Consider the following 23,881-nt stretch of genomic DNA (forward strand, 5'->3'; position numbering starts at 1 on the left):
CAAAGGTGGTGCCACCGGGGGAATGCACGCAATGATCGTCAGCGCGTCGCCGTCACCAACCAGCACCCGGCACCGAGGCCGGCCTCGCCCCCCACCGCATGCGGATGCAGGGCCTCGGCGATGGCCGCCCGGGCCTCTGCCCGCATTTCAGGCACATGCGCGCGCAGATGTCCGGCCACCGGGCCGAGTTCGAGGAGGAAGTCCGTCGCCGCGGCGACGGCCACCGCCGTGTCGCCGTCCGCGGCCCGCCCGAGGGGCAGGCGCCGGTCGAGGGGCCGCTCGGCGATGTCCCGGAAGCCGGCCTCCGCCAGGAGCGCGGGCAGGGTCCCGCTCGCCGCGAAGCGGAAGGGTCCCGGCTCGTCCCCTCCGGAGGACAGGGTCCGTGCCTCCGGCGGCAGCAGGGCGCGCACCGCCGCCCAGGGCACGGAGACCCAGGGATTCTCCGGCAGGCCGCGCCAGCACAGGAAGGCGAGACGCCCCTTCTCCGCCAGGGCGCCGCGCAGATGGGCGAAGGCGGGCCGGGATTCCTCGAAGAACATCACGCCGAAGCGCGACAGGGCGCAGTCGAAGGCCCCCGCGCCGAAGGGATGGCGCGCGGCATCCGCCTCGATCCAGGCGATGGGCGCGCCGCCGGCGGGCCGCGCCCGCGCGGCCGCCACCGCGAGCAGCGGCGCCGACACGTCGACCGCCGTGACCCGCCCCGACACGCCGATGCGGGCCGCGGCCTGCAGGGCGCTCTCGCCGGCCCCGCAGCCGATATCGAGGACGCGTTCCCCCGGCCGGGGAGACGCGGCCTCGATCAGGGCCGCGGTGAGCGGGGCGAAGGCGGCGTCGAGGATGGCCTGGTGGCGCGCCCAGCGCGCCCCGGCCTCGCCGTTCCAGTAGGCCGCCTGGTCGCTCGCCACGCCCATCCCCGCCTCAGAGCCCTTCCGAGCCGCCATCCGAGCGCGGATCGTGCACCGCCTCGATGCGGCCGTTCTGCGCGTGCCGCACCAGCATGCCGGCATGGCCGAGGCTGTCGATATAGGCCCCGCCGAGCTCCTCGATCGCGTGGCCCATGCCGCGCAGGGCCGCGATGCAGGCCGGATCGAAGCGGTCCTCGACCTTCACCGTGAGCGATTCCGCGCCCCAGGTCCGGCCGTAGAGCAGGCGCGGCGCATCGACCGCATCGGCCACGGACATCCCGTAATCGGCGTAGCGGGAAAAGATCTGCGCCTGGAATTGCGGCTGCCCGTCCCCGCCCATGGAGCCGTAGGCCATGATCCGCCCGTCGTCGAAGGCGGCGAGCGCCGGGATCAGGGTGTGGAACGGCCGGCGCCCCGGCTCCAGCGGGTTCACCGCGTTCGGGTCCAGGGAGAAGGACATGCCCCGGTTCTGCCAGCAGATGCCGGTCTGCGGCAGCACCGTGCCCGAGCCGTATTCCCAATAGACCGACTGGATGAAGGAGACGGCGAGGCCGTCCTTGTCGATGGCGCCCATCCAGACGGTGTCGCCGTGGCCGGGATCGCGCAGGGGCACCGGGGCGGCCCGGTCCATGCGGATCGCCGCCGCCTCGCGGGCGAGGCGGTCCGGGGTGAGGAAGCTCGCGGGGTCCACGCGCAGCCGGTCGAAATCGGTCACGACCCGGTCGCGGATGGCGAAGGCGCGCTTCGTCGCCTCGATCAGGCCGTGGTAATGCGCGGCGCTCTCGGCCCGGGCCACGTTCAGCCGGTCGAACAGGCCGAGGATCAGGAGCGCGGCGAGCCCCTGGGTCGGGGGCGGGAAGTTGTAGAGGGTGGCGTCGCGCCGCCTCAGGGACAGGGGCGCCCGCTCCCGCGGACGGTAGGCCTCGAGATCGGCCCGGGTGACCGGCGCGCCGAGGCGCTGAAGGTCGGCGGCGATCTCGCGGCCGAGATCGCCGCGGTAGAAATCCTCGAAGCCGGCATGGGCGAGCTGCTCCAGGGTCGCGGCGAGGAGCGGCTGGCGCCGGAGCGTCCCCTCGGGGCAGGGCTTCCCGTCCCGGAGATAGGTGGCGCCGAAGTTCGGCGCGTCGTGGAGGGCATCAAGTGCCTGGGGCACATAGCGCGCCTCGGAGGGCGACACGGCGCAGCCCTCCCGCGCAAACCGCACCGCATCCGCCAGCAGCAGGTCGCGGGGCAGCCGGCCGCCCAAAGCCCGGGCGAGGTCCAGGGCCAGCTGCCAGCCCCCGACGGTGCCCGCCACGGTGAGCGCCGCATCCGGCCCGCGGGAGGGGATCGCGTCGTAACCCTTCTCCCGGTAGCGGGCGATGCTGGCTTCGGACCCCGCCGGCCCGCAAGCCTCGATGCCCCGGACCCGGCCGTTCGGGGCGCGGATCAGCCAGAAGCCGTCGCCGCCGATGCCGTTCATGTGCGGGTAGACCACCGCGATGGCGGCGGCCATGGCGATCATCGCCTCGATGGCGTTGCCGCCCTGGGCGAGGACGCTCTGGCCGGTCTGGGCGGCGAGGCGGTGGGGCGCGGCGACGGCCGCGGCGGCATAGACGGGGATCTCGGGCATGCGCCTTTCGCTTCTCTCATCGCGCCGGGCTGGGTCCGCCGGGCCGATCTCGCAGGCAGGATCAGGACCATGCGGGGCGCGAGGCGGCAAGGCCGGCTCTTTCCCCACGGCGGAGTCCGCGGCAACGCCCTATATCCTGCCGCGACGGGATGCGCCCACGCGTCGGTTGCATGGGCTAGGTTCCATGGGCTTGGCACACGCGCTTGGCGTAGGGGTCCGGCGACGGCCCCCGGCGGGAGGAGCGGGCAGGGGATGAGCTTCGGATGAGCTTCGTGGTCCAGGCGTTCGAGCATGTATCGGGGCGTCTCGTCGCCACGCTGCGGCGCGACGCGACGAGCCAGGCCGATGCCCTGCGCCAGGCGGAGGCCCTGGCCGGTCGGCTATCCGGCGCGGTCGCCCTCGAAGTCGCGCCGGAGGACGGCAGCATCGCCGCGATCCTCGGTGCCTTCGGCGACGTGCCCGACGATTTCGCGGACGGGCTCGCCGGCGGCTAGGCCGCAGCGTTCCCTCGTTTCCAAGAGCGCGATCCGGTTCGGGAGCCGATGTTCCCGTGGCGGTTGGGGCGCGAGAAGCGCTCGTTCAGCCTCCCGACGCCCCGCCCGGCGCCAACCGGGCCAAGAAGGGGGAGGCGGCCTTCCCAGCGGCACGCTCGATCGCCCGGTAATGGGCGACGACATCGGCCCCGAAGGGGGAGAGCCGCGCCCCGCCCCCGGCCTTGCCGCCGATCTGCGCTTCGACCACCGGCTCGGCGAAGCCCTTATTCATCTCCTCGATCAGCAGCCAGGCCCGGCGATAGGACATGCCGAGGGCCCGGCCGGCCGCCGAGATCGAGCCGTGCTCGGCCACCGCCTCGAGGAGCTGCACCTTGCCCGGCCCCAGGCGAAGGCCCGGCGCGAGATCGATGCGGATGCTCAGATGCGCCAACCGTCCGTCCTCCCCTCGCGGGTCCCGGCCCGCTCCCGCTCGCCGCTGACTCTACACGATCCGGGCCGCCCGCCGCAGGGCCGGAGGCGAAAAGCCCGGCTCCGCTTCCCCCCTCGCCTCGAGCCATCGCCATGTCTGGACGCACATAACGGCGCCGGGGAGATCCTGGTGCGACCCGCGGCGGGCACGGCGTCATCATGGCCTTGCCGCCGAAGGCCGCCTGACCGCCTCGACGCCGGCCCTCACGCTCCGAGCAGGCTGCGCACCCGCTCGGCCAGGGCGTCCACGGCGAAGGGCTTGGTGACGAGCTGCGTGGCCGGGGCGGCGGCCCCGTCCTCGAACAGGGCGTTGTCGGCGTAGCCCGTCATGAACAGCACCTTCAGCCCGGGCCGCTCGGCCCGGGCCTGTTCGGCGAGCGAACGGCCGTCGAGGCCGGGCAGGCCGACATCGGTGACGAGGAGATCGATGCGCGCATCCCCCCGCGCCAGGGCGAGGCCGGCCGGGCCGTCGGAGGCTTCGAGCACCGTATAGCCGAGATCGTCCAGCACCTCGTGGACGAGGGCGCGCACGACGGGTTCATCCTCGACGAGGAGCACGGTCTCGCCCCGGTGGGCCCGGGCGGCTCGCTTCGGCGCGACCGCTGCCTCGACCGGCACCGCATCCCCATGGCGGGGCAGGTAGATGCGCACCGTGGTGCCCTTGCCGGGCGCCGTCTCGATCTCGGCATGCCCCTCGGATTGGCGGGCGAAGCCGTAGATCATGGAGAGGCCGAGGCCCGTTCCCTGGCCCAGAGGCTTCGTGGTGAAGAACGGCTCGAAGGCCTTCGCCGCCACCTCCGGCGTCATGCCGGTGCCGGTGTCGCGCACGCTCACGCAGACATAATCCCCCGGCGCGACGTCCGGGTGCCGCCGCAGCCGCACCGCATCGAGATGGACGTTGCGGGTGGCGAGGACGAGCCGGCCGCCGCCGGGCATGGCGTCCCGGGCGTTGATCGCGAGGTTGAGCACGGCGCTCTCGAGCTGGTGCGGGTCGCAGAGGGTCGGCCAGAGACCCTGTCCCGGCGCGATCTCGAAGGTGATCTGCTTGCCCAGGGTGCGGGCGAGCAGGTCCGCCATGCCCTGCAGCAGCGCGTTGGCGTCGACGATCTGGGTGGAGAGAGGCTGGCGCCGGGCGAAGGCAAGGAGGCGGTGGGTGAGGGCGCCGGCCCGCTCGGCGGAGGCGATGGCCGCGCCGACATAGCGGTCGATCGTGTCCGTGCGTCCCTGCGCGAGCCGGGTCTGCAGGAGCTCCAGGCTGCCGATGATGCCGGTGAGCAGGTTGTTGAAGTCGTGGGCGATGCCGCCGGTGAGCTGGCCCACGGCTTCCATCTTCTGAGCCTGCCGGAGCTGTTCCTCGACCGCCTCCCGGGCCTCGATCGCCTGCTCGCGCTCCCGCAGGGCGTCCGCGGCGGCGGAATCCGCCCGGCGCTGGCGCGAGAGCGTCCACAGGATCAGCAGGATCGCGGTGGCGCTGGCCGCGGCGGCCCCGCCGGTGACGAAGGCCTCGCGGTACCAGTCACCCAGCACCTCGTCGCGGGTGCGGGTGACGTTGAGGATGAGCGGGTAGCCGCGGGTCGCCCGGGTCGAGACGAGCCGGTGCATGCCATCGACGGAATCCTCGATCTCGTAGAAGCCGGCGCCGGCCCTGAGCCGCTCCTCGGTGAAGGCCTTGAGCTTGAACTGGCGCCCGACGCCGGGCAGGGGCGGCTCCCGGGTCAGCAGCGTACCGTCCCGCCGCCAGAGGCTCACCGCCGCGTGGCCGCCGAGATTCAGCGAGCGGTAGAAATTGTCGAAATAGCCGAGGTCGATCGTGCCGAGGACGAGGCCGACGAAGCGCCCATCCGGCCCGGCGAGCCGGCGGGCCAGGAAGACCGTCCAGGTCCCGGAGCCGCGGTTCTGCACGGGGCCGGTGACGTAAGGCTCGGTGATCGGGTTGTCGCGCAGCTCCGCGAAATAGTCCCGGTCCGAGATGTCGATCGCGGGGACGGGGTAGCGGCGCGAGAAGTTGATGAGCCGCCCATCCGCGCCGACCATGGTCACGGCGTCGAGCTGCGGCACGCCTGCAACCTTGGCCTTCAGCAGTTCGTGGGTCTCCCGGTCCCCCTTGCGGGCATAGGCCTCGCCGGTGGTCACACCCTCCGCCACCAGCCCGTCGCTCACGCTGCGCAGGACGAGGTCGACGCTCTGGAGCGTGCGGGCCGCCTCCTCGGCGAGCACCGTGTTGAGGACGGTCAGTTCGCGCTGCGCGTCAGCCAGTTCCTTGCGCCGCAGCTCGGCCACGATCAGGCCCGAGGCGGCGAGGATCACGGCGACGAAGAGCAGCGCCGCGCTCAGGAGCACCCTCGGCAGCGAGATGCCGCCGAGGCCGGTCTGCCGGATGATCCGATCGGCAGGCACGAACCGCCGCGCCTCCTGCGCTTCGGGAGGCCGTCGACCGAAGGCCGGCTTCGGCGCGCGAACACGACTCCCGCCCGCCTGACTGCCCTCGGACGCGCCGCGTCGCAAGCCGGCGGAAAGCGCCCCTATCTCATTGGGCGCGCGTGTGGATCCGGGAGCACAGGCGGCGGCCGGCGCCGGGCTCAGCCCTCCAGCGTCTCCAAGACGAGATTGCCGTTGGTGTAGACGCAGATATCGGCGGCGATCTTCATGGCCCGGCGCACGATCGCCTCGGCGTCGAGGTCCTGGTCCTCCAAGGCGCGGGCGGCGGCGAGCGCGTAGTTCCCGCCCGAGCCGATCGCCATCACCCCGCTCTCGGGTTCGAGCACGTCGCCCGAGCCGGAAAGGAGCAGGCTGACGTCCTTGTCGGCCACCAGCATCATCGCCTCCAGGCGGCGCAGGTAGCGGTCGGTGCGCCAGTCTTTGGTCAGTTCCACGCAGGCGCGGGTGAGCTGGCCGGGATATTGTTCGAGCTTGCCCTCCAGCCGCTCGAACAGGGTGAAGGCATCGGCCGTGGCGCCGGCGAAGCCGCCGATCACGCTGCCCTTGGCGAGGCGGCGCACCTTGCGGGCATTGCCCTTCACGATGGTCTGCCCGAGGCTGACCTGCCCGTCGCCCCCGATCACCACCCGGCCGCCCTTGCGGACCATCAGGATCGTGGTGGCGTGCATCTGCGGCGGGCCGCTGGCGGCAGGATCGGACAAGGGGGGCTCCAGTCGGTCGGGTCAGAGGGCTCGGCGGCACAGGTAAGCGCTTCGCCCGCCCCGTCCAAGGTTCAGGGCGCTTCGTTCGGGATGGTGCGGGGGTATGACCAGGCTTCGGCAGGCGTCTTTTCCCCACTCCACGAGCGCTGGTCGGCTGTCGACCGAATTGCAACCACAGCACCTCAACCGCGCGAATTGCCCGCTTGACGGCGCCCGCCTTGCGGGTTCGAAGGCGGCCCGAGAATCAACGAGGATCCGTGATGCCCGCCCTGTCCCAGCTTTCGCCCGAGGCGCTGTCCGAGCTGCGCGCCGGCCTGCGCCAGGAATACGAGGCGCTCAAAGGCCAGGGCCTCAAGCTCGACATGACCCGGGGCAAGCCCGCGCCCGAGCAGCTCGACCTCGCCACGGAGATGCTGGCCCTGCCCGGCAACCGCGACACCACCGCCGATGACGGCACCGACGCGCGCAACTACGGCAACCTCCAGGGCCTGACCGAGACGCGGGCGCTGTTCGCGCCGGTCCTGGGCGCGCCGCCCGAGCAGATCGTGGTCGCCAACAATTCGAGCCTCGCCCTGATGCACGACGTGCTCGTCTACGCCCTGCTCAAGGGCGTGCCCGGGGGCGACAAGCCCTGGAGCAAGCAGGAGCCGATCGCGATCCTCTGCCCCGTGCCCGGCTACGACCGGCACTTCGCCCTGTGCGAGGGCTACGGCATCCGCATGATCCCGGTGCCGATGACCGGCGCCGGCCCGGACATGGACGTCGTCGAGAAGGCGGTGGCCGACCCGGCGGTGAAGGGCATCTGGTGCGTGCCGCAATATTCCAACCCGAGCGGCGAGACCTATTCCGACGAGACCGTGCGGCGCCTGGCCGCGATGAAGGCCGCGGCGCCGGATTTCCGCATCCTGTGGGACAACGCCTACGCGGTGCATCACCTGAGCGACGAGCGGCCGTCGCTGGCCAACGTCATCGAGGCCTGTGCCGAGGCCGGCAATCCGGACCGGCCGATCGTGTTCGCCTCGACCTCGAAGGTGACGATCGCCGGCGCGGGCCTCGCCATGCTCGCCTCTTCCGCGGCCAATATCCGCTGGTACCTCGCCCAGGCCGGCCGCCGCAGCATCGGGCCGGACAAGCTCAACCAGCTCCGCCACGTCCGCTTCCTCAAGGACGCCGCTGGCATCGCCGCCCATATGGAGAAGCACCGGGCGCTGATCGGCCCGAAATTCGACGCGGTCGAGACGGCCTTCGCCGCCCGCCTCGAAGGCTACGAGGTCGCCCGCTGGAGCCGGCCGCTCGGCGGCTACTTCATCACCCTCGACGTGGCGGACGGCACGGCGACGAAGGTGGTGGCGCTCGCCGCCGAGGCGGGCATCGCGCTGACGCCGGCGGGGGCGACCCATCCCTACGGCAAGGATCCCGACGACCGGACGCTGCGCATCGCCCCGACCTTCCCCAAGCTCGAAGCGGTGCGCAAGGCGGCCGAGGCGGTCGCCCTCTGCACCTTGCTCGCCGCCGTCGAGGCGAAGCTCGACGCCTGAGACCCGCCGCCGGGGCGTGGGCGGGTCGCCTAAGCCTCCGGAGGCCGGGACGCCGCCTCGACCTCCGGCCAGTGCGGGAAGGGCTGCCAGTCGGTGAAGGCATCCTCCGCATAGCCGTGGTCGCAGGAGGCGACGTGCCAGGGCGTGTCGTCGCCGTGCCGGGCCGGATCCCAGCGGACCACGGCGCGCCGGTCGGGCTCGTAGCGGTTGATCGCGATGATCCAGCGGCCGTCATGGGGTGCCGCACCGATCGGTATCCAGCTTCGCATCGCCCCTCGCGACGATCCCACCCTGGGGCGTCCGCGCCCCCCGTCCGGGAAACGCCCAAGGCGCCGAAACCGTTCGCCCCGCTCTCGGCCGGCGGGGCCGGTCTAGATCACGACCGTGATCGCCCGCGCGGCCCGGGTCAGGCCCGTATAGAGCCAGCGGGCGCGGTGCTCGCGGAAGGCGTAGGATTCGTCGAAGAGGACGACCTTGTCCCATTGCGAGCCCTGGGCCTTGTGCACGGTGAGCGCGTAGCCGTAGGTGAACTCGTCGGTCTCCCGGCGCAGGTAGAGCGGGATCTCCTCCTCCGAGCCCTCGATCACCTGGCGCAGGACCTTGATGTCGACGGCGCGCTTGCGCAGGGCCGGGTCGTCGTCCGGCACCACGTCGAGGCGGATCGTGTCGGGCCGCGGCGGCGCGCGCAGGGCCTGCACCGTCCAGGTCGAGCCGTTGAGCAGGCCCTTGGTGCGGTCGTTCCTCAGGCAGACCAGCTTCTCGCCGATGGAGGGCATCGGGTCAGTATGGCCGGCGAGCTCCCGCAGGCGGTTGTTGTAGAGCCGGCGGGTGCGGTTGAGGCCCACCAGCACCTGGTCGCAATCGAGCACCTGGGCCGGGTCGATGTCCCGGCGGCGGATCACCCGGCTCTCGCCGTACGCGCCCACCTCCAGCCGGCCGCCCTCGCGGATGGTCATGGCCATGCGCACGATCGGATCGTCCTTGGCCTGCCGGTGCACGTCGGTGAGCATCACGTCCGGCTCGGCCTCGGTGAAGAAGCCCCCGCCGCGCACGGGGGGCAGCTGGGCCGGGTCGCCGAGCACCAGCACCGGCTTCTCGAAGGAGAGAAGGTCGTTGCCGAGATCGGCATCGACCATCGAGCATTCGTCGATGACGATGAGGTCGGCCTTGGCCGCCGGGCCGGAGCGGTTGAGGGTGAAGGTCGGGCCGCCCTCGTCCGCCTCCCGCGTGCGGTAGATCAGGCTGTGGATCGTGGCCGCGTCCGGGCAGCCGCGGGCGCGCATCACCGAGGCGGCCTTGCCGGTGAAGGCGCCGAACACCGTCGCGCCCTCGAAATCCTCGGCGATGCGGCGGGCCAACGTGGTCTTGCCGGTGCCGGCATAGCCGAACAGGCGGAAGACCTGCTCGCCGCCGCCCTTCATCCAGGCGGCGATGGCCTTCAGCGCCGCCTCCTGCTGGGGGGCGAAGCCGTCCATCACGGCCAGCGGACGGTCGGGGGCAGGGAGGACAGGATCGAGGCGACGTTGCCGCCGGTCTTCAGGCCGAAGATGGTGCCGCGGTCGTAGAGCAGATTGAACTCCACGTAGCGCCCGCGCCGCACCTGCTGCTCCAGCCGGTCGGCCTCCGTCCAGGCGGTGGCGAGGTTGCGCCAGACGATCTCGGGATAGGCCTTGAGGAAGGCCTCGCCCACGTCGCGGGTGAAGGCGAGGTCGGCATTCGGGTCGCCGGTCCAGTGATAGTCGTAGAAGATGCCGCCGATTCCCCGGGGCTCCTTGCGGTGCGGCAGGTAGAAGTACTCGTCGCACCAAGCCTTGTAGAGCCCGTAATCGGCAGCCGGGGCATGGGCCTCGCAGGCCGCACGCATCGCCGCGTGGAAGATCTGCGTGTCCGCATCCTCCTGGTTGCGCCGGCGGTCGAGCACGGGGGTGAGGTCTGCCCCGCCGCCGAACCAGGTCTTGGTGGTGACGACGAAGCGGGTGTTCATGTGCACGGTGGGCACATGCGGGTTCCAGGGGTGGACGATCAGCGAGATGCCGGTGGCGAAGAAGCGCGGATCCTCCGCCGCGCCCGGCATCTGCGCCCGGAATTCGGGGGCGAACTCGCCGTGCACGGTGGAGATGTGCACCCCCGCCTTCTCGAAGACCCGGCCCTTCAGCATGGACATGACGCCGCCGCCCCCGGGTGCGCCGCTATGGTCGGTGCGCTCCCAGGGCGTCCTCACGAAGCTGCCCGCCTCCTTCGGCGCGTCCGGGTGGAACGGCCCGGCAGCCTGGTCCTCCAGGGTCTCCAGGGCGGTCACGATCCGGTCGCGCAGGGTCGCGAACCAGGAGGCAGCCTCGCTCTTCAGGGCCGCGAGATCATCCGCGGCGAGCGGCGCGACGTCGCCGAAGCGGGTCGCGTTGGGATGCGTCTTGGAAGGCTGCGTCATGGCCCAGGCTTTCCCATCAAGGGGGGAGGCCGTCAATTCGAGATTGCCTCGAACGAGATCGGTCTAGGTGCTATATGATAATAGTCCTATTTTAACAATTTTGGCTTGAGATATATTCCTTCCGCCCTAAGATATTGCCCTAAAATTATGTAATGACACATTTTCTCAAAAACACAGCATCTGCAAACATATCTTATTCATTCACCAAAGGAGGAAAATAATGGCAAAATTTATCAGCATATTCAATAATAAAGGCGGAGTTGGAAAGACTACACTTACTTGGAATATAGCAGATACACTTGCTGAAAAAGGAAAGAGAGTTCTTTTAGTAGACTTCGATCCGCAATGCAATCTATCGATTGCGATGCTCGGCAGTGAAGCATTCAAGAATCTAGTTTCTGTTACAGCATCCACAAAAACTATTAGATCATTTCTACAAGGATATCTCCAAAATACTGGACCAGGTCCGATTACAGCACATACCGGCCCCCATACAAATTCAAATGTTAAACTTATAGCCGGAGATTTTTGGCTAAATGTTTATTCAGATGCACTAAGTGTTGGTAATGACCTCTTAACAGGAAATGGAATTGCAAAATTCACCGCCCTAAGAACATTGGAGTCTAAACTCTCTGAAAAAGGCGAGAAATTTGATTACGTTATGATTGACCTTCCGCCATCGTTTGGCGGCTTGGTTAGATCTTCGCTATATTCCTCCGACTACTTATTAATACCTTGCACCTCTGACACTTTCAGTGAGTATTGCATCGGATTAATATCTCAAATGCTTCCGCAATTCATCTCAGATTGGAATAATGGCCTGTCTCGATTCAGACAAAATAATTATGGATCTAAAGAGTATGATAAATTTGGAAAGCTGAAATATGCGGGATGGATATTCAATGGGTATGATACAAGATCTGAAAAAATGCTCCGCGCAGATCAAGCGCACTATGAGCACATTAAAGCTGCAAATGAGCGCTTGGCCAAGGACCTCACTGAAAATATCAAAGAATATAATCCAGTGCTAAAAACAGACAATAATGATCTTAATATGGGCAAAGTTGAAGATATGAATGTATTAATACAGAACAGTCTCTGGCTAAATGTACCAGCATCAAAACTAGATCAACATTTACAAGTAAAGAATTTAAGTGGTGATAAGCAAAAATGGTCCGAAGCACAAATAACCCTCATTAAAAAGATCAGAAAACAAACAAATTCACTTGCAGTTAACATAATAAATAATCTATAAATATTTTTGATGGGCAATTTCCTTTATGCCTATCTCTGCTGCTGCCGCAGGGCCTCGCCCAGGATCATCGCCGCGCAGACCGCGACGTTGAGCGAGCGCATCCCTTCGCGGATCGGCACGACCACGCGCGCGTCGGCCGCCGCATGCACCGCCTCGGGCACCCCGGCCGATTCGCGCCCGACCATCAGGCAATCCCCGTCCCGGAAGCCGAAGCCCGTATAGGACGACGAACCCTTGGTCGTGGCGAGCACCAGGCGGAGCCCGGCCCCGCGCCGCCACTCCTCGAAGGCCGCCCAGGAGCGGTGCCGGGTGATGGCGACATGGTCGAGATAATCGAGCCCCGAGCGGCGCAGGTGCCGGTCGGACACATCGAAGCCCGCGGGCTCGATGATCTCGACGGCGATGCCTAGGCAGGCGGCCATGCGCAGCATGGTGCCGGTGTTCTGGGGAATGTCGGGCTGGTAGAGGGCGAGGCGCAGCATCGCCTGGGGAATAGCGCGATCGGCGGCGCCGGAGGAGGGCTTCCTCCATCGGCCTCCGCCCGATCCGTCCCCGCTCCACGGCGCGGCGCAACCTTCACGCGGCTTGTGTTCGTGGCTCATGCCCAGCGCCGCCCGGATGCGCGCGAAGGCGTCGTCGGTCACCCTAAGTACCGAACAGCGATCGTGACTGTTTGACAGGGCGGGTCCCCGGGAGGCCTTGCTCTGGCGGCCAGGTCCATCGGGAGCGGGCAGCGGGACCAAAGCGCCTCTCGTCCCCATGCGCCGGGCGGGAGGCTCCGCGGCATCGTCCCCGGTTGGTCGGGGCGCGGATCGACTTATGTGAAGGCGGGTCGCCCCCTGAGTCGCTCCCCCCGAGACACGTGTGGTCCCCATGTTCCTCGACTGGCTCGAGCGCCGCATCGACCCGTTCGCGCCCTTCGACGACCGGGCGATGCCACCCCGGACGGTGCTGGGCTTCGCCGCCTTCTACCTGCGGCCGATCCGCGGCGCCCTGCTGTTCCTGTTCCTGGTCGCGGTGGCCGCGGGTTCAGTGGAGGCCTCGCTCTACCTGCTGATGCGCTGGTTCATCGACCTGATGAACACCACCGACCGGACGCGCCTGCTCGCCGAGCACGGCACGGCCCTGGCGCTCGCCGCCGGCCTGCTGATCGTGGTGCGCCCCCTCACGATCTGGCTGCACGAGGTCGCCTCGAACCAGCTCGTGGTGCCGCAATCCACCAACCAGATCCGCTGGCGCACCCATCTCTACACGCTCGGCCACGCCCTCTCGTATTTCCAGGCGGATTTCGCCGGGCGGCTCGCCAACCGCGTGGTGCAGGTGGGCCCGGCGGTGCGCGAACTCGCGGTCGTGTTCATCGACACGCTGCTCTATGTGGCGATCTACGCCGTCACCGCGATCGGGCTGTTCTCCTTGATCTCGGGCTGGCTCGCCCTGCCGGTGCTGGTCTGGGTCGGGGCCTATGCGGCGCTCACGGCCTGGTTCGTGCCCCGCGCCCGCACGCGCTCGCACAAGACCGCCGAGACCCGCTCGACCCTGATCGGCCGGGTGGTCGACACCTACACCAACATCCTCACCGTGAAGCTCTTCGCCCGCGACCGCGAGGAGCGCGCCGCCCTGCGCGACGCCCTGGAGACGCACAACCGGGCCTATCTCCACCAGTTCCGGCTGGTGACGCTGACCACGAGCCTGCTCGGCCTGCTCAACAGCCTGCTGATCCTCTCCACCGCCGCGGCCTGCCTGACGCTCTGGCAGCGGGAAGCCATGACCACGGGGGAGGCGGCGGCCGGCCTCGCCCTGATCCTGCGCCTGATGGCGATGTCGGGCTGGGTGATGCAGACGATCCGCGGCGTGTTCGAGAATGTCGGCGTGATCCAGGAGAGCATGCAGACCATTGCCCGGCCGCACGCCCTGGTCGATGCGGAAGGGGCCGCCACGCTCCGGGTGAGCGGCGGCGAGATCCGCTTCGACAAGGTCGATTTCCATTACGGCCGAGGCGACGCCAGCATCATCGAGAACCTCTCGTTCCGCATCCGGGCCGGCGAGAAGGTCGGGCTCGTGGGCGTCAGCGGCGCCGGCAAGACCACGATCACCGCCCTGCTCCTGCGCCTGCACGACCTCGAGGGCGGGCGCATCACCATCGACGGGCAGGACATCGCCGGCGTCAGTCAGGAATCCCTGCGCGGCGCCATCGCCATGGTCACGCAGGACACCTCGCTGCTGCACCGCTCGATCCGCGACAACATCGCCTATGGCCGCCCCGACGCGACCGATGCCGAGATCGAGCGCGCGGCCCGGCTCGCCGAGGCCGACGGCTTCATCCGCAGCCTCGTCGACCACCAGGGGCGGCGGGGCTACGAGGCGCATGTCGGCGAGCGCGGGGTGAAGCTCTCCGGCGGCCAGCGTCAGCGCATCGCCATCGCCCGCGTGATCCTCAAGGACGCGCCGATCCTGATCCTGGACGAGGCCACCTCCGCCCTCGACAGCCAGGTGGAGGCGGCGATCCAGGACAGCCTCGACACGCTGATGCAGGGCAAGACCGTGCTCGCCATCGCCCACCGCCTCTCGACCATCGCGGCCCTCGACCGGCTGATCGTGATCGACCGTGGGCGGATCGTGGAGGAGGGCAGCCATGCCGAGCTGATCCGCCGGGGCGGGCTTTACGCCGCCCTGTGGCACCGGCAATCGGGGGGCTTTCTCGGCTCCGAAACCCCGGGCGAAGGCTTCGAGGCCGGCTCCGAGGCCGCCCCCTCGTAGCCTCGGAGCGGCCGGCAACCAGGAACCTTCCCATGACGACCCCGTGCCTCGCGGAGCCGGCCGGCCTGCGCCCCGGCCGCCGGACACCCTGGCGCGCCGAGTTGCGCGCGACCCTGGCCCTCGCCGCGCCGCTGGTGCTGACCAACCTGGCCCAGCTCGGGCTCACCGCCTCCAACACGGTGCTGCTCGGGCGGCTCGGCGCCGAGCCCCTGGCCGCGGGGGCGCTCGCCACGGGCCTGTTCACCCTGCTCCTGATCGGCGGGATCGGGCTCACCTCCGCGGTGCTGCCTTTGGTCGCGGAGGCCGCGGGCGGTGACGGCGACGCGGCCGGGATCCGGCGGACGGTCCGGGCCGGCTTCTGGGCGGCGGCCCTGTTCACGGCCCCGCTGATGCCGGTGCTGTGGCAGGCCGAGCCGATCCTCCTGCGGCTCGGCCAGGACCCGGCCGTGGCGCGGGATGCGGGCGCTTACTTGCGCGTCCTGCAATGGTGGATGGCGCCGGCCCTGCTGTTCATGGTGCTGCGCGGCTTCCTCTCCGCCCTGCAGCGGCCGGCCTGGCCGATGGCGGTGAGCTTCGCCGCCCTGCCGGTCAATCTCGGCCTCGGGCTGTTCCTGGCCTTCGGGCCGCCGCAGCTCGGCATCGTCGGCGTCGGGCTCGCCACCACGCTCACGGAATGCGGCTCCTTCGCGGCCCTGGCCCTCGTGGTCTCCCTCGATCCGCAGCTCGCCCGCTACCGCCTGTTCGCCGGCCTGTGGCGGCCGGATCGCGCGCGCCTGCGCCACCTCCTCGGGCTCGGCCTGCCCATGGCGGCCACGGGGCTCGCCGAGGCGGGCCTGTTCGAATCGGCGGCGATCATGGTCGGCGTGTTCGGCGCGACGCAGCTCGCCGCCCATGCCGTCACCATCCAGATCGCCGCCTGCTGCTTCATGGTGCCGAACGGGGTGGGGCAGGCCGCCTCCGTCCGGGTCGGCCGCGCCCTGGGGGCCGGCGACCGCGCCGCCCTGCGCCGGGCCGGCGCCGTGGCGCTGGCCCTCGGGCTCGCCTTCATGGCCCTGTGCGCCCTGGCGCAGGTGACGATCCCCGAGAGGCTGATCGGCCTGTTCCTCGATGCGGACGCGCCGGGCGCGGCGGCGGTGCTGCCGGTCGCGGTCTCCTTCCTGGCGATCTCCGCGGTGTTCGCCATGGCCGACGGCACCCAGACCGTGGCGCTCGGGGCGCTGCGCGGCCTGCAGGACACCCGGGTGCCGATGCTGATCGCGCTGGCCGGCTACTGGGGCGTCGGCGTGCCCGCCGGCGCCCTCCTGGCCTGGGGCGCGGGCTTCGAGGGCCGGGGCATCTGGATGGGCTTCTGCGCCGGCCTCCTCGTGGTCTCGGTGCTGCTCGTCGCCCGCTGGCGGCGGCTCAGCCGGTCGGAAGCGGGGCTACGCGCGGACGCCTGACAACCCGGAACAATCCTGCCGGTTTTGCTGTCGCACCGCACCCTCTCAGTCTGGACATATTCGTATCTGGCATGGCAGACACGCCACACAAACAGACAAGCAGGCGGGTTCACCCCCCGCTTCGCAGTGCGAAAGGGTGCTCGGCGGCATCCGCCGTCGTGAAAGGCCGATCGTCACGGACGTGACGCGCACGATCCTGCCCGTTCGATTCGGCAGGACAATGCAGGTGCGTCCGGGCGGTCCGAAGCGACTGGGGAGTCGAAACTTGGCGAACAGCTCGGCCACCGCCACGCCCGAAGCCGTCGACGGCGGCAAACGCGACTTCCTGTTCCTGGCGACCGGCGCCGGCCTCGCCGTGGGCGCGGGCGCCGTCGCCTGGCCGCTCGTCGCCTCCATGTCCCCCGATGCCGCGACCATCGCGGCCGGCGCCCCGATCGAGGTCGATCTCGCGCCGATCAGCGACGGCCAGATCGTCAACGTGTTCTGGCGCGGCAAGCTGATCTTCGTGCGCAAGCTGACGGAGAAGGAGATCACGGACATGAAGGCCGTGCCCCTCTCCGAGATGATCGACCCCGCCCCCTTCGACAAGCGGGTGAAGGCCGGCCACGACCAGTGGCTCGTGGCCTACGGCAACTGCACCCATCTCGGCTGCGTGCCGATCGGCCATTCCGGCAATTACGAGGGCTGGGCCTGCCCCTGCCACGGCTCGCAGTTTGATGCGGTCGGCCGCGTGCGCCGCGGCCCGGCACCGATCAACCTGCCGATCCCGCCCTATGCCTTCGAAACCGACACCAAGCTGAAGATCGGCGAAGAGGGCGGCAAGGCGGCCGCCTGAGGACCCCGAACGACGCGACAGACAGAGGCGGGTAGCCCAGGAGCAGCGCACCCCATGAGCAGCGCACACGCGACCTCGACCTACATCCCGAAGAGCCGTCTCGCGAAATGGTTCGAGTCGCGCCTGCCCCTGGTCGGGCTGGTGCACTCGTCCTTCATCGCCTACCCGGTGCCGCGCAACCTCAACTATTTCTGGACCTTCGGCGCCATCCTCTCGGCCTTCCTCGGGATCCAGATCGTCACCGGCGTCTGGCTGGCGATGCATTACGATCCGAGCGCCGCCAACGCCTTCGAGAGCGTCGAGCACATCATGCGCGACGTGAATTACGGCTGGCTGCTGCGCTACGCCCACGCCAACGGCGCGTCGATGTTCTTCGTCGCCGTCTACGTGCACATCTTCCGGGCGCTCTATTACGGGTCCTACAAGGCCCCGCGCGAGGTGCTCTATCTGCTCGGCGTCATCATCTACCTGCTGATGATGGCCACCGCCTTCCTCGGCTACACCCTGCCCTGGGGCCAGATGAGCTTCTGGGGCGCCACCGTCATCACCAACATCCTGGCGGCGATCCCGGTGGTGGGCGACACCATCCAGAGCCTGCTCTGGGGCGGCTATTCGGTCGGCAACCCGACCATCAACCGCTTCTTCTCGCTGCACTACCTGCTGCCCTGGATGATCGCCGGCGTCGTCGTGCTCCACATCTGGGCGCTGCACGTCACCGGCCAGAACAACCCGGCGGGCATCCCGATCAAGTCGAGCAAGGACGCGGTGCCCTTCACCCCCTACGCGACCATCAAGGACGTGTTCGCGACGGTGGCGTTCTTCATCCTGTTCGCCTGGTTCATCTTCTTCCAGCCGAACTATCTCGGTCACGCCGACAACTACGTCCCGGCCAACCCGGCCGTCACCCCCGCCCATATCGTGCCGGAATGGTACTTCCTGCCCTTCTACGCGATCCTGCGCGCGGTGCCGGACAAGCTCGGCGGCGTGGTGCTGATGTTCGGCGCGGTGATCATCCTCGCCTTCGCCCCCTGGCTCGACACCTCGCGGGTGCGCTCGACGAATTACCGCCCGGTCTACAAGGTGTTCTTCTGGGTGTTCGTCTTCAACGCCATCCTGCTCGGCTGGCTCGGCGCCAAGCCGCCGGAGGGCGCCTACGTGCTCGTCTCGCGCATCTGCACCGTCTACTACTTCGCCCACTTCCTGATCGTGATGCCGCTGGTCGGCCTGTTCGAGACGCCGGATCCGGTGCCGGGCTCGATCCTCGAGAGCGTGACCGGACCGGGCAAGCAGGTGAGCGGGTCGGGCCTTCCAGCGGGCGCGGCCGCCGAGCCGGCAAAGAAGGGCTGAGGGTGAGGATGATGCGTATCGGACATCTCGCCGCCGCCGCCCTGCTCGCCGCAGGCCTCGGTCTCTCCTTCGGCCTCGCCCCGGCGCGGGCCGAGGAGGGCCACGGCGCCAACCCGCCCCGGGAGCACTGGAGCTTCGCCGGCGTGTTCGGCCGCTTCGACCAGGCCCAGCTCCAGCGCGGCTTCCAGATCTACAAGGAAGTCTGCTCCAACTGCCACGCGATGAAGCTCGTCGCCTTCCGCAACCTCGCGGAGGAGGGAGGCCCGGGCTTCTCCGAGGGCCAGGTCAAGGCGCTGGCCGAGACCTACAAGCTCAAGGAGCTGAACGACAACGGCGAGGAGGTCGAGCGCCCGGCCCGTCCGGCGGACCGCTTCCCGCCGCCCTTCCCGAACGACAAGGCGGCGGCCGCCGCCAATGGCGGCAAGACCCCGCCGGACTTCTCGGTGCTGGCCAAGGCCCGCACCTTCGAGCGCGGCTTCCCCTGGTTCCTGGTCGATGTGCTGCCCTTCGTCGGCTATTCGGAGCAGGGGGTCGACTACATCCACGCCCTGCTCACCGGCTACGAGGAGCCCCCGAAGGGCTTCGAGATGCCGGCCAGCGGCCACTACAACAAGTGGTACCCGGGCCACATCATCGCCATGCCCCCGCCGATCTCGGACGGGCAGGTGGAATACCCGAAGAACGACAAGGGCCAGCCGGTGGTGCCGGAGACCGTCGAGCAGTACTCGCACGACGTCGCCGCCTTCATGGCCTGGGCGGCCGAGCCGCACATGATGGCCCGCAAGGCCCTCGGCTTCCGGGTGATCCTGTTCCTGATCCTCCTGGCGGGCCTGCTCTATTACGTGAAGAAGCAGATCTGGAAGAAGGTCGGCGGCGAGGTGCACGGGCTCCAGCCGGAGCTGCACAAGGCCTATTGAGGCCCGCGCCGCCCCGCCCCCGAACATCGACGATCGATCGGCAACGGGCCCCGCGCGGGCCCGTTCGCTTGCGCGGCGGCGCGTCCGGCGCCAGAAGGTCCCCACCCGATCCGGGCCTTCCCCTCGGGAGGGCGGATCCGGGCTTCGCTCCGGCGCCGCGCGGGCCGGGCAGATGCGGGACCGAGAGGTCCCCGATGACGCGGAAGGATCAGGCATGACGGCAGCGGTTCTCGGCGTGATGGGCGGCTCCGGCGTCTACGAGCTGCCCGGTCTCGAGGACGTGCGCGAGGCGCGCATTGAGTCCCCCTGGGGCGAGCCCTCCGACGCCCTGCGCATCGGCCGGATCGGCGCGACCAAGGTGGTGTTCCTGGCCCGCCACGGCCGCGGCCACCGCCTCTCGCCCTCGGGCATCAACTACCGGGCCAATATCGACGTCCTGAAGCGGGCCGGGGTCACCGACCTCGTCGCGCTCTCCGCCTGCGGCTCCTTCCGCAACGAGCTGCATCCCGGCCTGTTCGTCCTCGTCGACCAGTTCGTCGACCGCACGGTGGGGCGCCCTTCCTCCTTCTTCGGGAATGGCTGCGTCGCCCATGTCTCCTTCGCGCATCCGGTCGGGCCGGGGCTGCAGCGGCGCATCCTGGCCGCCGCCGAGGCCGAGGAGATCCCGGTCCACAAGGGCGGCACCTATGTCTGCATGGAGGGGCCGCAATTCTCCACGGTCGCCGAGTCGAAGGCCTACAAGGCGCAGGGCTTCGACGTGATCGGCATGACCAACATGCCCGAGGCCAAGCTCGCCCGCGAGGCGGAGATCACCTACGCCACCATCGCCATGGTGACGGACTACGATTGCTGGCACCCGAACCACGACGTGGTCGACGTGGCCGCGGTGATCGCGGTGGCCCGCGCCAATGCGGACAAGGCCGCCCGCCTCGTCGCCCGCGTCGCCCGCGACTTCCCCGCCGAGCGCGAGGACTGCCCCGCCGGCTCCCACCGGGCCCTCGACGGCGCGATCATGACCGCCGCCGGCGCCCGCGACCCGGAGCTGCTCGCCAAGCTCGACGCGGTGGCCGGGCGGGTGCTGAAGGCCTGAGCCGGCCCGCCGGGCGCTACCCGGCCTTCAGCGCCAGCGTCCGGTCGGGCTCCCGGCCGAAGCCCCGGATCGCCATGCGTGCCCCCTCCACCGTGACGAAGGCATAGGCGGAGGTGGTCGGCGTATCGACCATGCCGTGCAGATTCACGAAATGGACGCCGCCGGCCTCGCCGTAATTGCCGGCATGGTTGTGCCCGCAGAAATAGGCCAGCACGTGGGGCTGGGCGGTCAACAGGCTCACGACCCGCTCCGAATCCCACAGATTGTGGGGATTGGCCGGATAGACCGGGTAATGGCCCATCACGATCACCCGCTCGCCGCGTCTGGCCGCGGCCGCGAGCGTCTCGCCGAGCCAGGCGAATTGCCGGTCGCTCAAGGAGCCGTTCCAGGGCTTGGCGTTCTCCGCCCCCGCCTCGGCGAGCTTGCGCAGGCGCTCGGCGGCGAGCTCCCGGCGCGGATCGCCCGGGGGCGGGGCGAAGAGCGAGACCTCGTTGCCGTCGAGGACGACGAAGCGGAGGCCGCCGACCGCGAAGTCGTAGTAGCTGCGTTCGAGCCCGAGCAGGGTCATCGCCGCGTTCAGCTCCTCGGCGGCGACGGAGAAATCGTGGTTGCCGAGGAGGAAGACCTTGTCGTGGCGCAGGCGGCCATAGACCTGCAGGATCGGATCGAAGCTCGCCCGGTCGCGGTCGATCACGTCGCCGAGGGTCGCCACGAAGCGCAGGTCCTGCCCGTTGAAGGCGTCGACCGCCTCGCGCAGCTTCCACAGGCTCTCGGAATAGTAGCGGTTCAGGGGCAGGTTGGGCGGCGCGGGGGCGTATTGCGGATCGGCGACGAGGCCGAAGCGCACCGGCCCCTCCGCCGCCGCGGCCCGGCCGGGATAGGGCGCCGCCAGCATCGCCGCGCCCGCGGACAGGATGGACCTGCGCGACACCATTCCGCTCCTCCGGTTTTCCGCGGCGCGCCGCGCCCGGAACGGGCGACACTCGCCGCCCGCCGTGACCGCCCTGTGACGATCCCGGCGCGGACACCCTTCCCCCCGCCCGGGAAAGCGCTCTAAAAGGCGGACCCGGCCGAAAAGGCCGCCCGTTGGTCCCGAAGGCTCCGAGTTCATCCGATGCGTGCCGCCAGCATCAGCCGCAAGACGGCGGAAACCGACGTCGCCGTCTCGATCGCCCTCGACGGCACGGGCAAGGCCAGCATCGACACGGGCGTCGGCTTCCTCGACCACATGCTGGAGCTGCTCGCCCGGCACGCCCTGTTCGATCTCGACGTGAAGGTCGAGGGCGACCTGCATGTCGACCAGCACCACACCACGGAGGATGCGGGCATCGCCCTGGGCCAGGCCTTCGCCAAGGCGCTCGGGGACAAGCGCGGCATCGCCCGCTACGCCGACCTCCACCTGCCCATGGACGAGACGCTCTCCCGCGTCGCCATCGACATCTCGGGCCGGCCCTTCCTGGTGTTCCGCACCCAGTTCCGCGTCGAGAAGATCGGCCAGTTCGACACCGAGCTCGTGCGCGAGTGGTTCCAGGCCTTCGCCATGAATGCCGGCATCACCCTCCACGTGGAGACGCTCTACGGCGAGAACGCCCACCACATCGCCGAGAGCTGCTTCAAGGGCCTCGCCCGGGCCCTGCGCGCGGCGGTGGCCGTCGACCCCCGCGAGGAAGGCCGCGTGCCCTCGACCAAGGGATCGCTCTGATGGGCCTCCGGATGCGCACCTACACCCTGCACCTGCCCGAGGGGGCCTTGCGCGGCGATGCCCGGGCCCTGGACCGCGCCCACATGGTGCCGGACGGCTTCTCCTGGCCGGCCTTCGCCTTCACGGCCCTGTGGTTCTTCTTCCACCGGCTCTGGCTCGCCGGCGCCCTCGTCCTCGCCTTCCTGGTGGCCCTGGCGGTCGGCGGGCGCCTGCTCGGCCTCACCCCCTGGGCGGGTATCCTGGTCAGCCTGCTCGCCGCGATCCTGATCGGGCTCGAGGCCGCGAGCCTGCGCCGCTGGACCTATGCCCGGAACGGCCGCCCGGCCCGGGACGCGGTGATCGCGGCCTCGTCCGAGGAGGCCGAAGCCAAGGCCGTCGCCCGCTGGCTCGATCCCGCCGGCACCGGCATCCCGGTCACCGTGCGCCCCGCCGCCCGGCGGCGCGACGAGGAGGTGATCGGCCTGTTTCCCGCCAGCGAGGGTTCGCGGTGAGCACGCAGACCGTCGCGATCATCGATTACGGCTCGGGCAACCTGCATTCGGCCACCAAGGCCTTCGAGCGGGCGGCCCGGGAGGCGGGGCTCGACGGCACCCGCATCCGCGTCACCGACGAGCCCGAGGTCGTGGCCGCGGCCGACCGCATCGTCCTGCCCGGCGTCGGCGCCTATGCCGATTGCCGGCGCGGCCTCGACGCGGTCTCCGGCATGGTCGAGGCGATGACGGAGGCCGTGCAGCGCCGCGGCCGCCCCTTCCTCGGCATCTGCGTCGGCATGCAGCTGATGGCGAGCCGCGGCCTCGAATACGAGACCACGGAGGGCCTCGGCTGGATCCCCGGCGACGTGGCCCCGATCACCCCCGCCGACCCCGCCCTCAAGATCCCGCATATGGGCTGGAACACCCTGCGCCTCGACCGGGAGCAGGCCCTGTTCGAGGGGATCCCGACCGGCGAGGACGGCCTGCATGCCTATTTCGTGCACAGCTTCGCCCTCGTGCCGCAGAACCCGCAGGACGTGGTGGCCCATGCCGATTACGGCGGCCCCGTCACGGCGGCGGTGGCCCGCGACAACCTGGCGGGCATGCAGTTCCACCCGGAGAAGAGCCAGCGCCTCGGCCTTGCGCTCATCGCCAACTTTTTGCGCTGGCGGCCCTGAGGCGAGGGAGCCGACACTGGCTCCGATTCGGTCCGCAACCTGAAGGTATCTCGACCCGTGATCCTGTTTCCGGCGATCGACCTCAAGGAGGGGCGCTGCGTCCGCCTCGTCCAGGGCGACATGGCCCAGGCCAAGGTGTTCAACGACGATCCGGCCGCGCAAGGCGAGGCGTTCGAGCGGCAGGGGTTTTCCTGGCTGCACGTGGTGGATCTCGACGGCGCCTTCGCCGGCGCCCCGCGCAACGCCGCCGCGGTAGACGCGATCCTCGCCCGGGTGCGCCTGCCGGTGCAGCTCGGCGGCGGCATCCGCGAGATGCGCACGCTGGAAGCCTGGCTGGAGAAGGGCGTGAGCCGCGTCATCATCGGCACCGCCGCCGTGCGCGACCCCGCCTTCGTGCACGAGGCGGCCCGGCGCCATCCCGGCCGCATCGCGGTCGGCATCGACGCCAAGGACGGGCTCGTAGCGGTGGAGGGCTGGGCCCAGACCTCCAGCATGACGGCGGAGGATCTCGGCCGCCGCTTCGAGGATGCGGGCGTGGCCGCCATCATCTACACCGACATCGCCCGGGACGGCATCCTGAAGGGGCTCAACATCGAGATGACCCTGGCCCTCGCCGAGGCGGTCTCGATCCCCGTGATCGCCTCGGGGGGCCTCGCCTCGATCGACGACGTGCACCGGCTGCTCGAACCCGATTGCGCCAAGCTCGCCGGCGCCATCACGGGCCGCGCCCTCTATGACGGGCGCATCGACCCGAAGGAGGCCCTCGATGCCATCGCTCAGGCGGCCAAGCGCCTCGCTTCGTGA

23 protein-coding genes are annotated in these 23,881 nt (G+C 69.6%); 13 read left to right on the top strand and 10 right to left on the bottom strand.

Features of this window, described 5'->3' with window-relative positions; all coding sequences use genetic code 11:
- Positions 1-38: 38 nt before the first annotated feature.
- Both MFF21_RS02305 and MFF21_RS02310 read right to left on the bottom strand, forming a co-directional pair.
- Entirely contained in the window at positions 39-941 is a 903-nt protein-coding gene (locus MFF21_RS02305) for a class I SAM-dependent methyltransferase (RefSeq protein ID WP_238309559.1), read from the bottom strand.
- Positions 919-2,517 (bottom strand): gamma-glutamyltransferase family protein, encoded by a 1,599-nt coding sequence (locus MFF21_RS02310; RefSeq protein WP_238309560.1) that lies wholly within the window; start codon positions 2,515-2,517, stop codon positions 919-921. Before MFF21_RS02310 ends, MFF21_RS02305 begins: the two co-directional genes overlap by 23 nt.
- Before the next feature lie 263 nt (positions 2,518-2,780).
- Here MFF21_RS02310 and MFF21_RS02315 point away from each other — a divergent pair, with 263 nt between their 5' ends.
- A complete protein-coding gene (locus MFF21_RS02315) occupies positions 2,781-3,011 on the top strand; it encodes a hypothetical protein (RefSeq protein ID WP_238309561.1) in 231 nt (76 codons plus the stop codon).
- An 85-nt stretch (positions 3,012-3,096) separates the two neighbouring features.
- On the opposite strand, the gene MFF21_RS02320 is transcribed toward MFF21_RS02315, so the two are convergent.
- The 3 genes from MFF21_RS02320 to hslV form a co-directional block, all read right to left on the bottom strand.
- A complete protein-coding gene (locus MFF21_RS02320) occupies positions 3,097-3,441 on the bottom strand; it encodes a winged helix-turn-helix domain-containing protein (RefSeq protein ID WP_238309562.1) in 345 nt (114 codons plus the stop codon).
- Between the two features lie 242 nt (positions 3,442-3,683).
- Positions 3,684-5,876 (bottom strand): hybrid sensor histidine kinase/response regulator family protein, encoded by a 2,193-nt coding sequence (locus tag MFF21_RS24090; protein ID WP_238309563.1) that lies wholly within the window; start codon positions 5,874-5,876, stop codon positions 3,684-3,686.
- 182 nt (positions 5,877-6,058) lie between these two features.
- A complete protein-coding gene (hslV, locus tag MFF21_RS02330; RefSeq protein ID WP_238309653.1) occupies positions 6,059-6,586 on the bottom strand; it encodes an ATP-dependent protease subunit HslV in 528 nt (175 codons plus the stop codon).
- 293 nt (positions 6,587-6,879) lie between these two features.
- On the opposite strand from hslV, the gene MFF21_RS02335 reads away from it, so the two are divergent.
- Positions 6,880-8,157, top strand: a complete 1,278-nt coding sequence (locus tag MFF21_RS02335) for an aspartate aminotransferase type Ic (RefSeq protein WP_238309564.1) — start codon at positions 6,880-6,882, stop codon at positions 8,155-8,157.
- Positions 8,158-8,186: 29 nt separating this feature from the next.
- On the opposite strand, the gene MFF21_RS02340 is transcribed toward MFF21_RS02335, so the two are convergent.
- From MFF21_RS02340 to hemF, 3 genes are all read right to left on the bottom strand, one after another.
- The gene (locus tag MFF21_RS02340; RefSeq protein WP_238309565.1) at positions 8,187-8,426 is read right to left on the bottom strand and encodes a hypothetical protein; all 240 of its coding nucleotides are present in this window, start codon (positions 8,424-8,426) and stop codon (positions 8,187-8,189) included.
- Between the two features lie 102 nt (positions 8,427-8,528).
- Positions 8,529-9,632: an ATP-dependent DNA helicase gene (locus MFF21_RS02345; RefSeq protein WP_238309566.1), complete on the bottom strand. Its 1,104-nt coding sequence runs from the start codon at positions 9,630-9,632 to the stop codon at positions 8,529-8,531.
- Positions 9,632-10,585 (bottom strand): oxygen-dependent coproporphyrinogen oxidase, encoded by a 954-nt coding sequence (gene hemF, locus MFF21_RS02350; protein WP_238309567.1) that lies wholly within the window; start codon positions 10,583-10,585, stop codon positions 9,632-9,634. Before hemF ends, MFF21_RS02345 begins: the two co-directional genes overlap by 1 nt.
- 220 nt (positions 10,586-10,805) lie before the next feature.
- On the opposite strand from hemF, the gene MFF21_RS02355 reads away from it, so the two are divergent.
- The gene (locus tag MFF21_RS02355; protein WP_238309568.1) at positions 10,806-11,840 is read left to right on the top strand and encodes a ParA family protein; all 1,035 of its coding nucleotides are present in this window, start codon (positions 10,806-10,808) and stop codon (positions 11,838-11,840) included.
- 29 nt (positions 11,841-11,869) lie between these two features.
- Here MFF21_RS02355 and MFF21_RS02360 read toward each other — a convergent pair whose 3' ends face one another.
- Positions 11,870-12,322, bottom strand: coding sequence for a tRNA (cytidine(34)-2'-O)-methyltransferase (locus tag MFF21_RS02360; protein ID WP_238309569.1), 453 nt, complete (start codon positions 12,320-12,322; stop codon positions 11,870-11,872).
- 391 nt (positions 12,323-12,713) lie between these two features.
- Between MFF21_RS02360 and MFF21_RS02365 the strand changes: the two genes are divergently transcribed.
- The 6 genes from MFF21_RS02365 to MFF21_RS02390 all read left to right on the top strand — a co-directional run bounded on the left by MFF21_RS02365 (position 12,714) and on the right by MFF21_RS02390 (position 20,225).
- Positions 12,714-14,597: an ABC transporter ATP-binding protein gene (locus tag MFF21_RS02365; RefSeq protein WP_238309654.1), complete on the top strand. Its 1,884-nt coding sequence runs from the start codon at positions 12,714-12,716 to the stop codon at positions 14,595-14,597.
- 32 nt (positions 14,598-14,629) lie between these two features.
- Entirely contained in the window at positions 14,630-16,036 is a 1,407-nt protein-coding gene (locus tag MFF21_RS02370) for an MATE family efflux transporter (RefSeq protein WP_238309570.1), read from the top strand.
- 265 nt (positions 16,037-16,301) lie between these two features.
- On the top strand, positions 16,302-16,871 hold the full coding sequence (gene petA, locus MFF21_RS02375) for a ubiquinol-cytochrome c reductase iron-sulfur subunit (protein ID WP_238309571.1): 570 nt from the start codon (positions 16,302-16,304) through the stop codon (positions 16,869-16,871).
- 54 nt (positions 16,872-16,925) lie between these two features.
- Positions 16,926-18,218, top strand: a complete 1,293-nt coding sequence (locus MFF21_RS02380; RefSeq protein WP_238309572.1) for a cytochrome b — start codon at positions 16,926-16,928, stop codon at positions 18,216-18,218.
- An 11-nt stretch (positions 18,219-18,229) separates the two neighbouring features.
- Positions 18,230-19,135, top strand: a complete 906-nt coding sequence (locus MFF21_RS02385; protein WP_238309655.1) for a cytochrome c1 — start codon at positions 18,230-18,232, stop codon at positions 19,133-19,135.
- Positions 19,136-19,349: 214 nt separating this feature from the next.
- Positions 19,350-20,225: an S-methyl-5'-thioadenosine phosphorylase gene (locus tag MFF21_RS02390; protein ID WP_238309573.1), complete on the top strand. Its 876-nt coding sequence runs from the start codon at positions 19,350-19,352 to the stop codon at positions 20,223-20,225.
- 16 nt (positions 20,226-20,241) lie between these two features.
- On the opposite strand, the gene MFF21_RS02395 is transcribed toward MFF21_RS02390, so the two are convergent.
- A complete protein-coding gene (locus MFF21_RS02395) occupies positions 20,242-21,159 on the bottom strand; it encodes a metallophosphoesterase (RefSeq protein ID WP_238309574.1) in 918 nt (305 codons plus the stop codon).
- A gap of 180 nt (positions 21,160-21,339) precedes the next feature.
- Here MFF21_RS02395 and hisB point away from each other — a divergent pair, with 180 nt between their 5' ends.
- From hisB to hisA, 4 genes are read left to right on the top strand one after another with little or no spacing between them, the layout of a single operon-like run.
- A complete protein-coding gene (gene hisB, locus MFF21_RS02400; RefSeq protein WP_238309575.1) occupies positions 21,340-21,927 on the top strand; it encodes an imidazoleglycerol-phosphate dehydratase HisB in 588 nt (195 codons plus the stop codon).
- 11 nt (positions 21,928-21,938) lie between these two features.
- Positions 21,939-22,418, top strand: a complete 480-nt coding sequence (locus MFF21_RS02405) for a DUF2628 domain-containing protein (protein WP_238309656.1) — start codon at positions 21,939-21,941, stop codon at positions 22,416-22,418.
- Positions 22,415-23,077 (top strand): imidazole glycerol phosphate synthase subunit HisH, encoded by a 663-nt coding sequence (gene hisH / locus MFF21_RS02410; RefSeq protein WP_238309576.1) that lies wholly within the window; start codon positions 22,415-22,417, stop codon positions 23,075-23,077. Before MFF21_RS02405 ends, hisH begins: the two co-directional genes overlap by 4 nt.
- A gap of 57 nt (positions 23,078-23,134) precedes the next feature.
- Positions 23,135-23,881, top strand: a complete 747-nt coding sequence (gene hisA / locus MFF21_RS02415) for a 1-(5-phosphoribosyl)-5-[(5-phosphoribosylamino)methylideneamino]imidazole-4-carboxamide isomerase (RefSeq protein ID WP_238309577.1) — start codon at positions 23,135-23,137, stop codon at positions 23,879-23,881.

The sequence above is a fragment of the Methylobacterium organophilum genome (assembly GCF_022179465.1).
Taxonomy (GTDB): domain Bacteria; phylum Pseudomonadota; class Alphaproteobacteria; order Rhizobiales; family Beijerinckiaceae; genus Methylobacterium; species Methylobacterium organophilum.

Bases quoted from the DNA above. Each gene is read 5' to 3' on its own strand.
- MFF21_RS02395 (WP_238309574.1), bottom strand. From the start codon at position 21,159: ATGGTGTCGCGCAGGTCCATCCTGTCCGCGGGCGCGGCGATGCTGGCG.
- MFF21_RS02385 (WP_238309655.1), top strand. From the start codon at position 18,230: ATGCGTATCGGACATCTCGCCGCCGCCGCCCTGCTCGCCGCAGGCCTC.
- MFF21_RS02365 (WP_238309654.1), top strand. From the start codon at position 12,714: ATGTTCCTCGACTGGCTCGAGCGCCGCATCGACCCGTTCGCGCCCTTC.
- hemF (WP_238309567.1), bottom strand. From the start codon at position 10,585: ATGACGCAGCCTTCCAAGACGCATCCCAACGCGACCCGCTTCGGCGAC.
- MFF21_RS02310 (WP_238309560.1), bottom strand. From the start codon at position 2,517: ATGCCCGAGATCCCCGTCTATGCCGCCGCGGCCGTCGCCGCGCCCCAC.
- MFF21_RS02355 (WP_238309568.1), top strand. From the start codon at position 10,806: ATGGCAAAATTTATCAGCATATTCAATAATAAAGGCGGAGTTGGAAAG.
- MFF21_RS02380 (WP_238309572.1), top strand. From the start codon at position 16,926: ATGAGCAGCGCACACGCGACCTCGACCTACATCCCGAAGAGCCGTCTC.
- MFF21_RS02305 (WP_238309559.1), bottom strand. From the start codon at position 941: ATGGCGGCTCGGAAGGGCTCTGAGGCGGGGATGGGCGTGGCGAGCGAC.
- MFF21_RS02335 (WP_238309564.1), top strand. From the start codon at position 6,880: ATGCCCGCCCTGTCCCAGCTTTCGCCCGAGGCGCTGTCCGAGCTGCGC.
- MFF21_RS02370 (WP_238309570.1), top strand. From the start codon at position 14,630: ATGACGACCCCGTGCCTCGCGGAGCCGGCCGGCCTGCGCCCCGGCCGC.
- MFF21_RS02340 (WP_238309565.1), bottom strand. From the start codon at position 8,426: ATGCGAAGCTGGATACCGATCGGTGCGGCACCCCATGACGGCCGCTGG.
- hisB (WP_238309575.1), top strand. From the start codon at position 21,340: ATGCGTGCCGCCAGCATCAGCCGCAAGACGGCGGAAACCGACGTCGCC.
- MFF21_RS02315 (WP_238309561.1), top strand. From the start codon at position 2,781: ATGAGCTTCGTGGTCCAGGCGTTCGAGCATGTATCGGGGCGTCTCGTC.
- MFF21_RS02405 (WP_238309656.1), top strand. From the start codon at position 21,939: ATGCGCACCTACACCCTGCACCTGCCCGAGGGGGCCTTGCGCGGCGAT.
- MFF21_RS02390 (WP_238309573.1), top strand. From the start codon at position 19,350: ATGACGGCAGCGGTTCTCGGCGTGATGGGCGGCTCCGGCGTCTACGAG.
- MFF21_RS02360 (WP_238309569.1), bottom strand. From the start codon at position 12,322: ATGCTGCGCCTCGCCCTCTACCAGCCCGACATTCCCCAGAACACCGGC.
- hslV (WP_238309653.1), bottom strand. From the start codon at position 6,586: ATGCACGCCACCACGATCCTGATGGTCCGCAAGGGCGGCCGGGTGGTG.
- MFF21_RS02345 (WP_238309566.1), bottom strand. From the start codon at position 9,632: ATGGACGGCTTCGCCCCCCAGCAGGAGGCGGCGCTGAAGGCCATCGCC.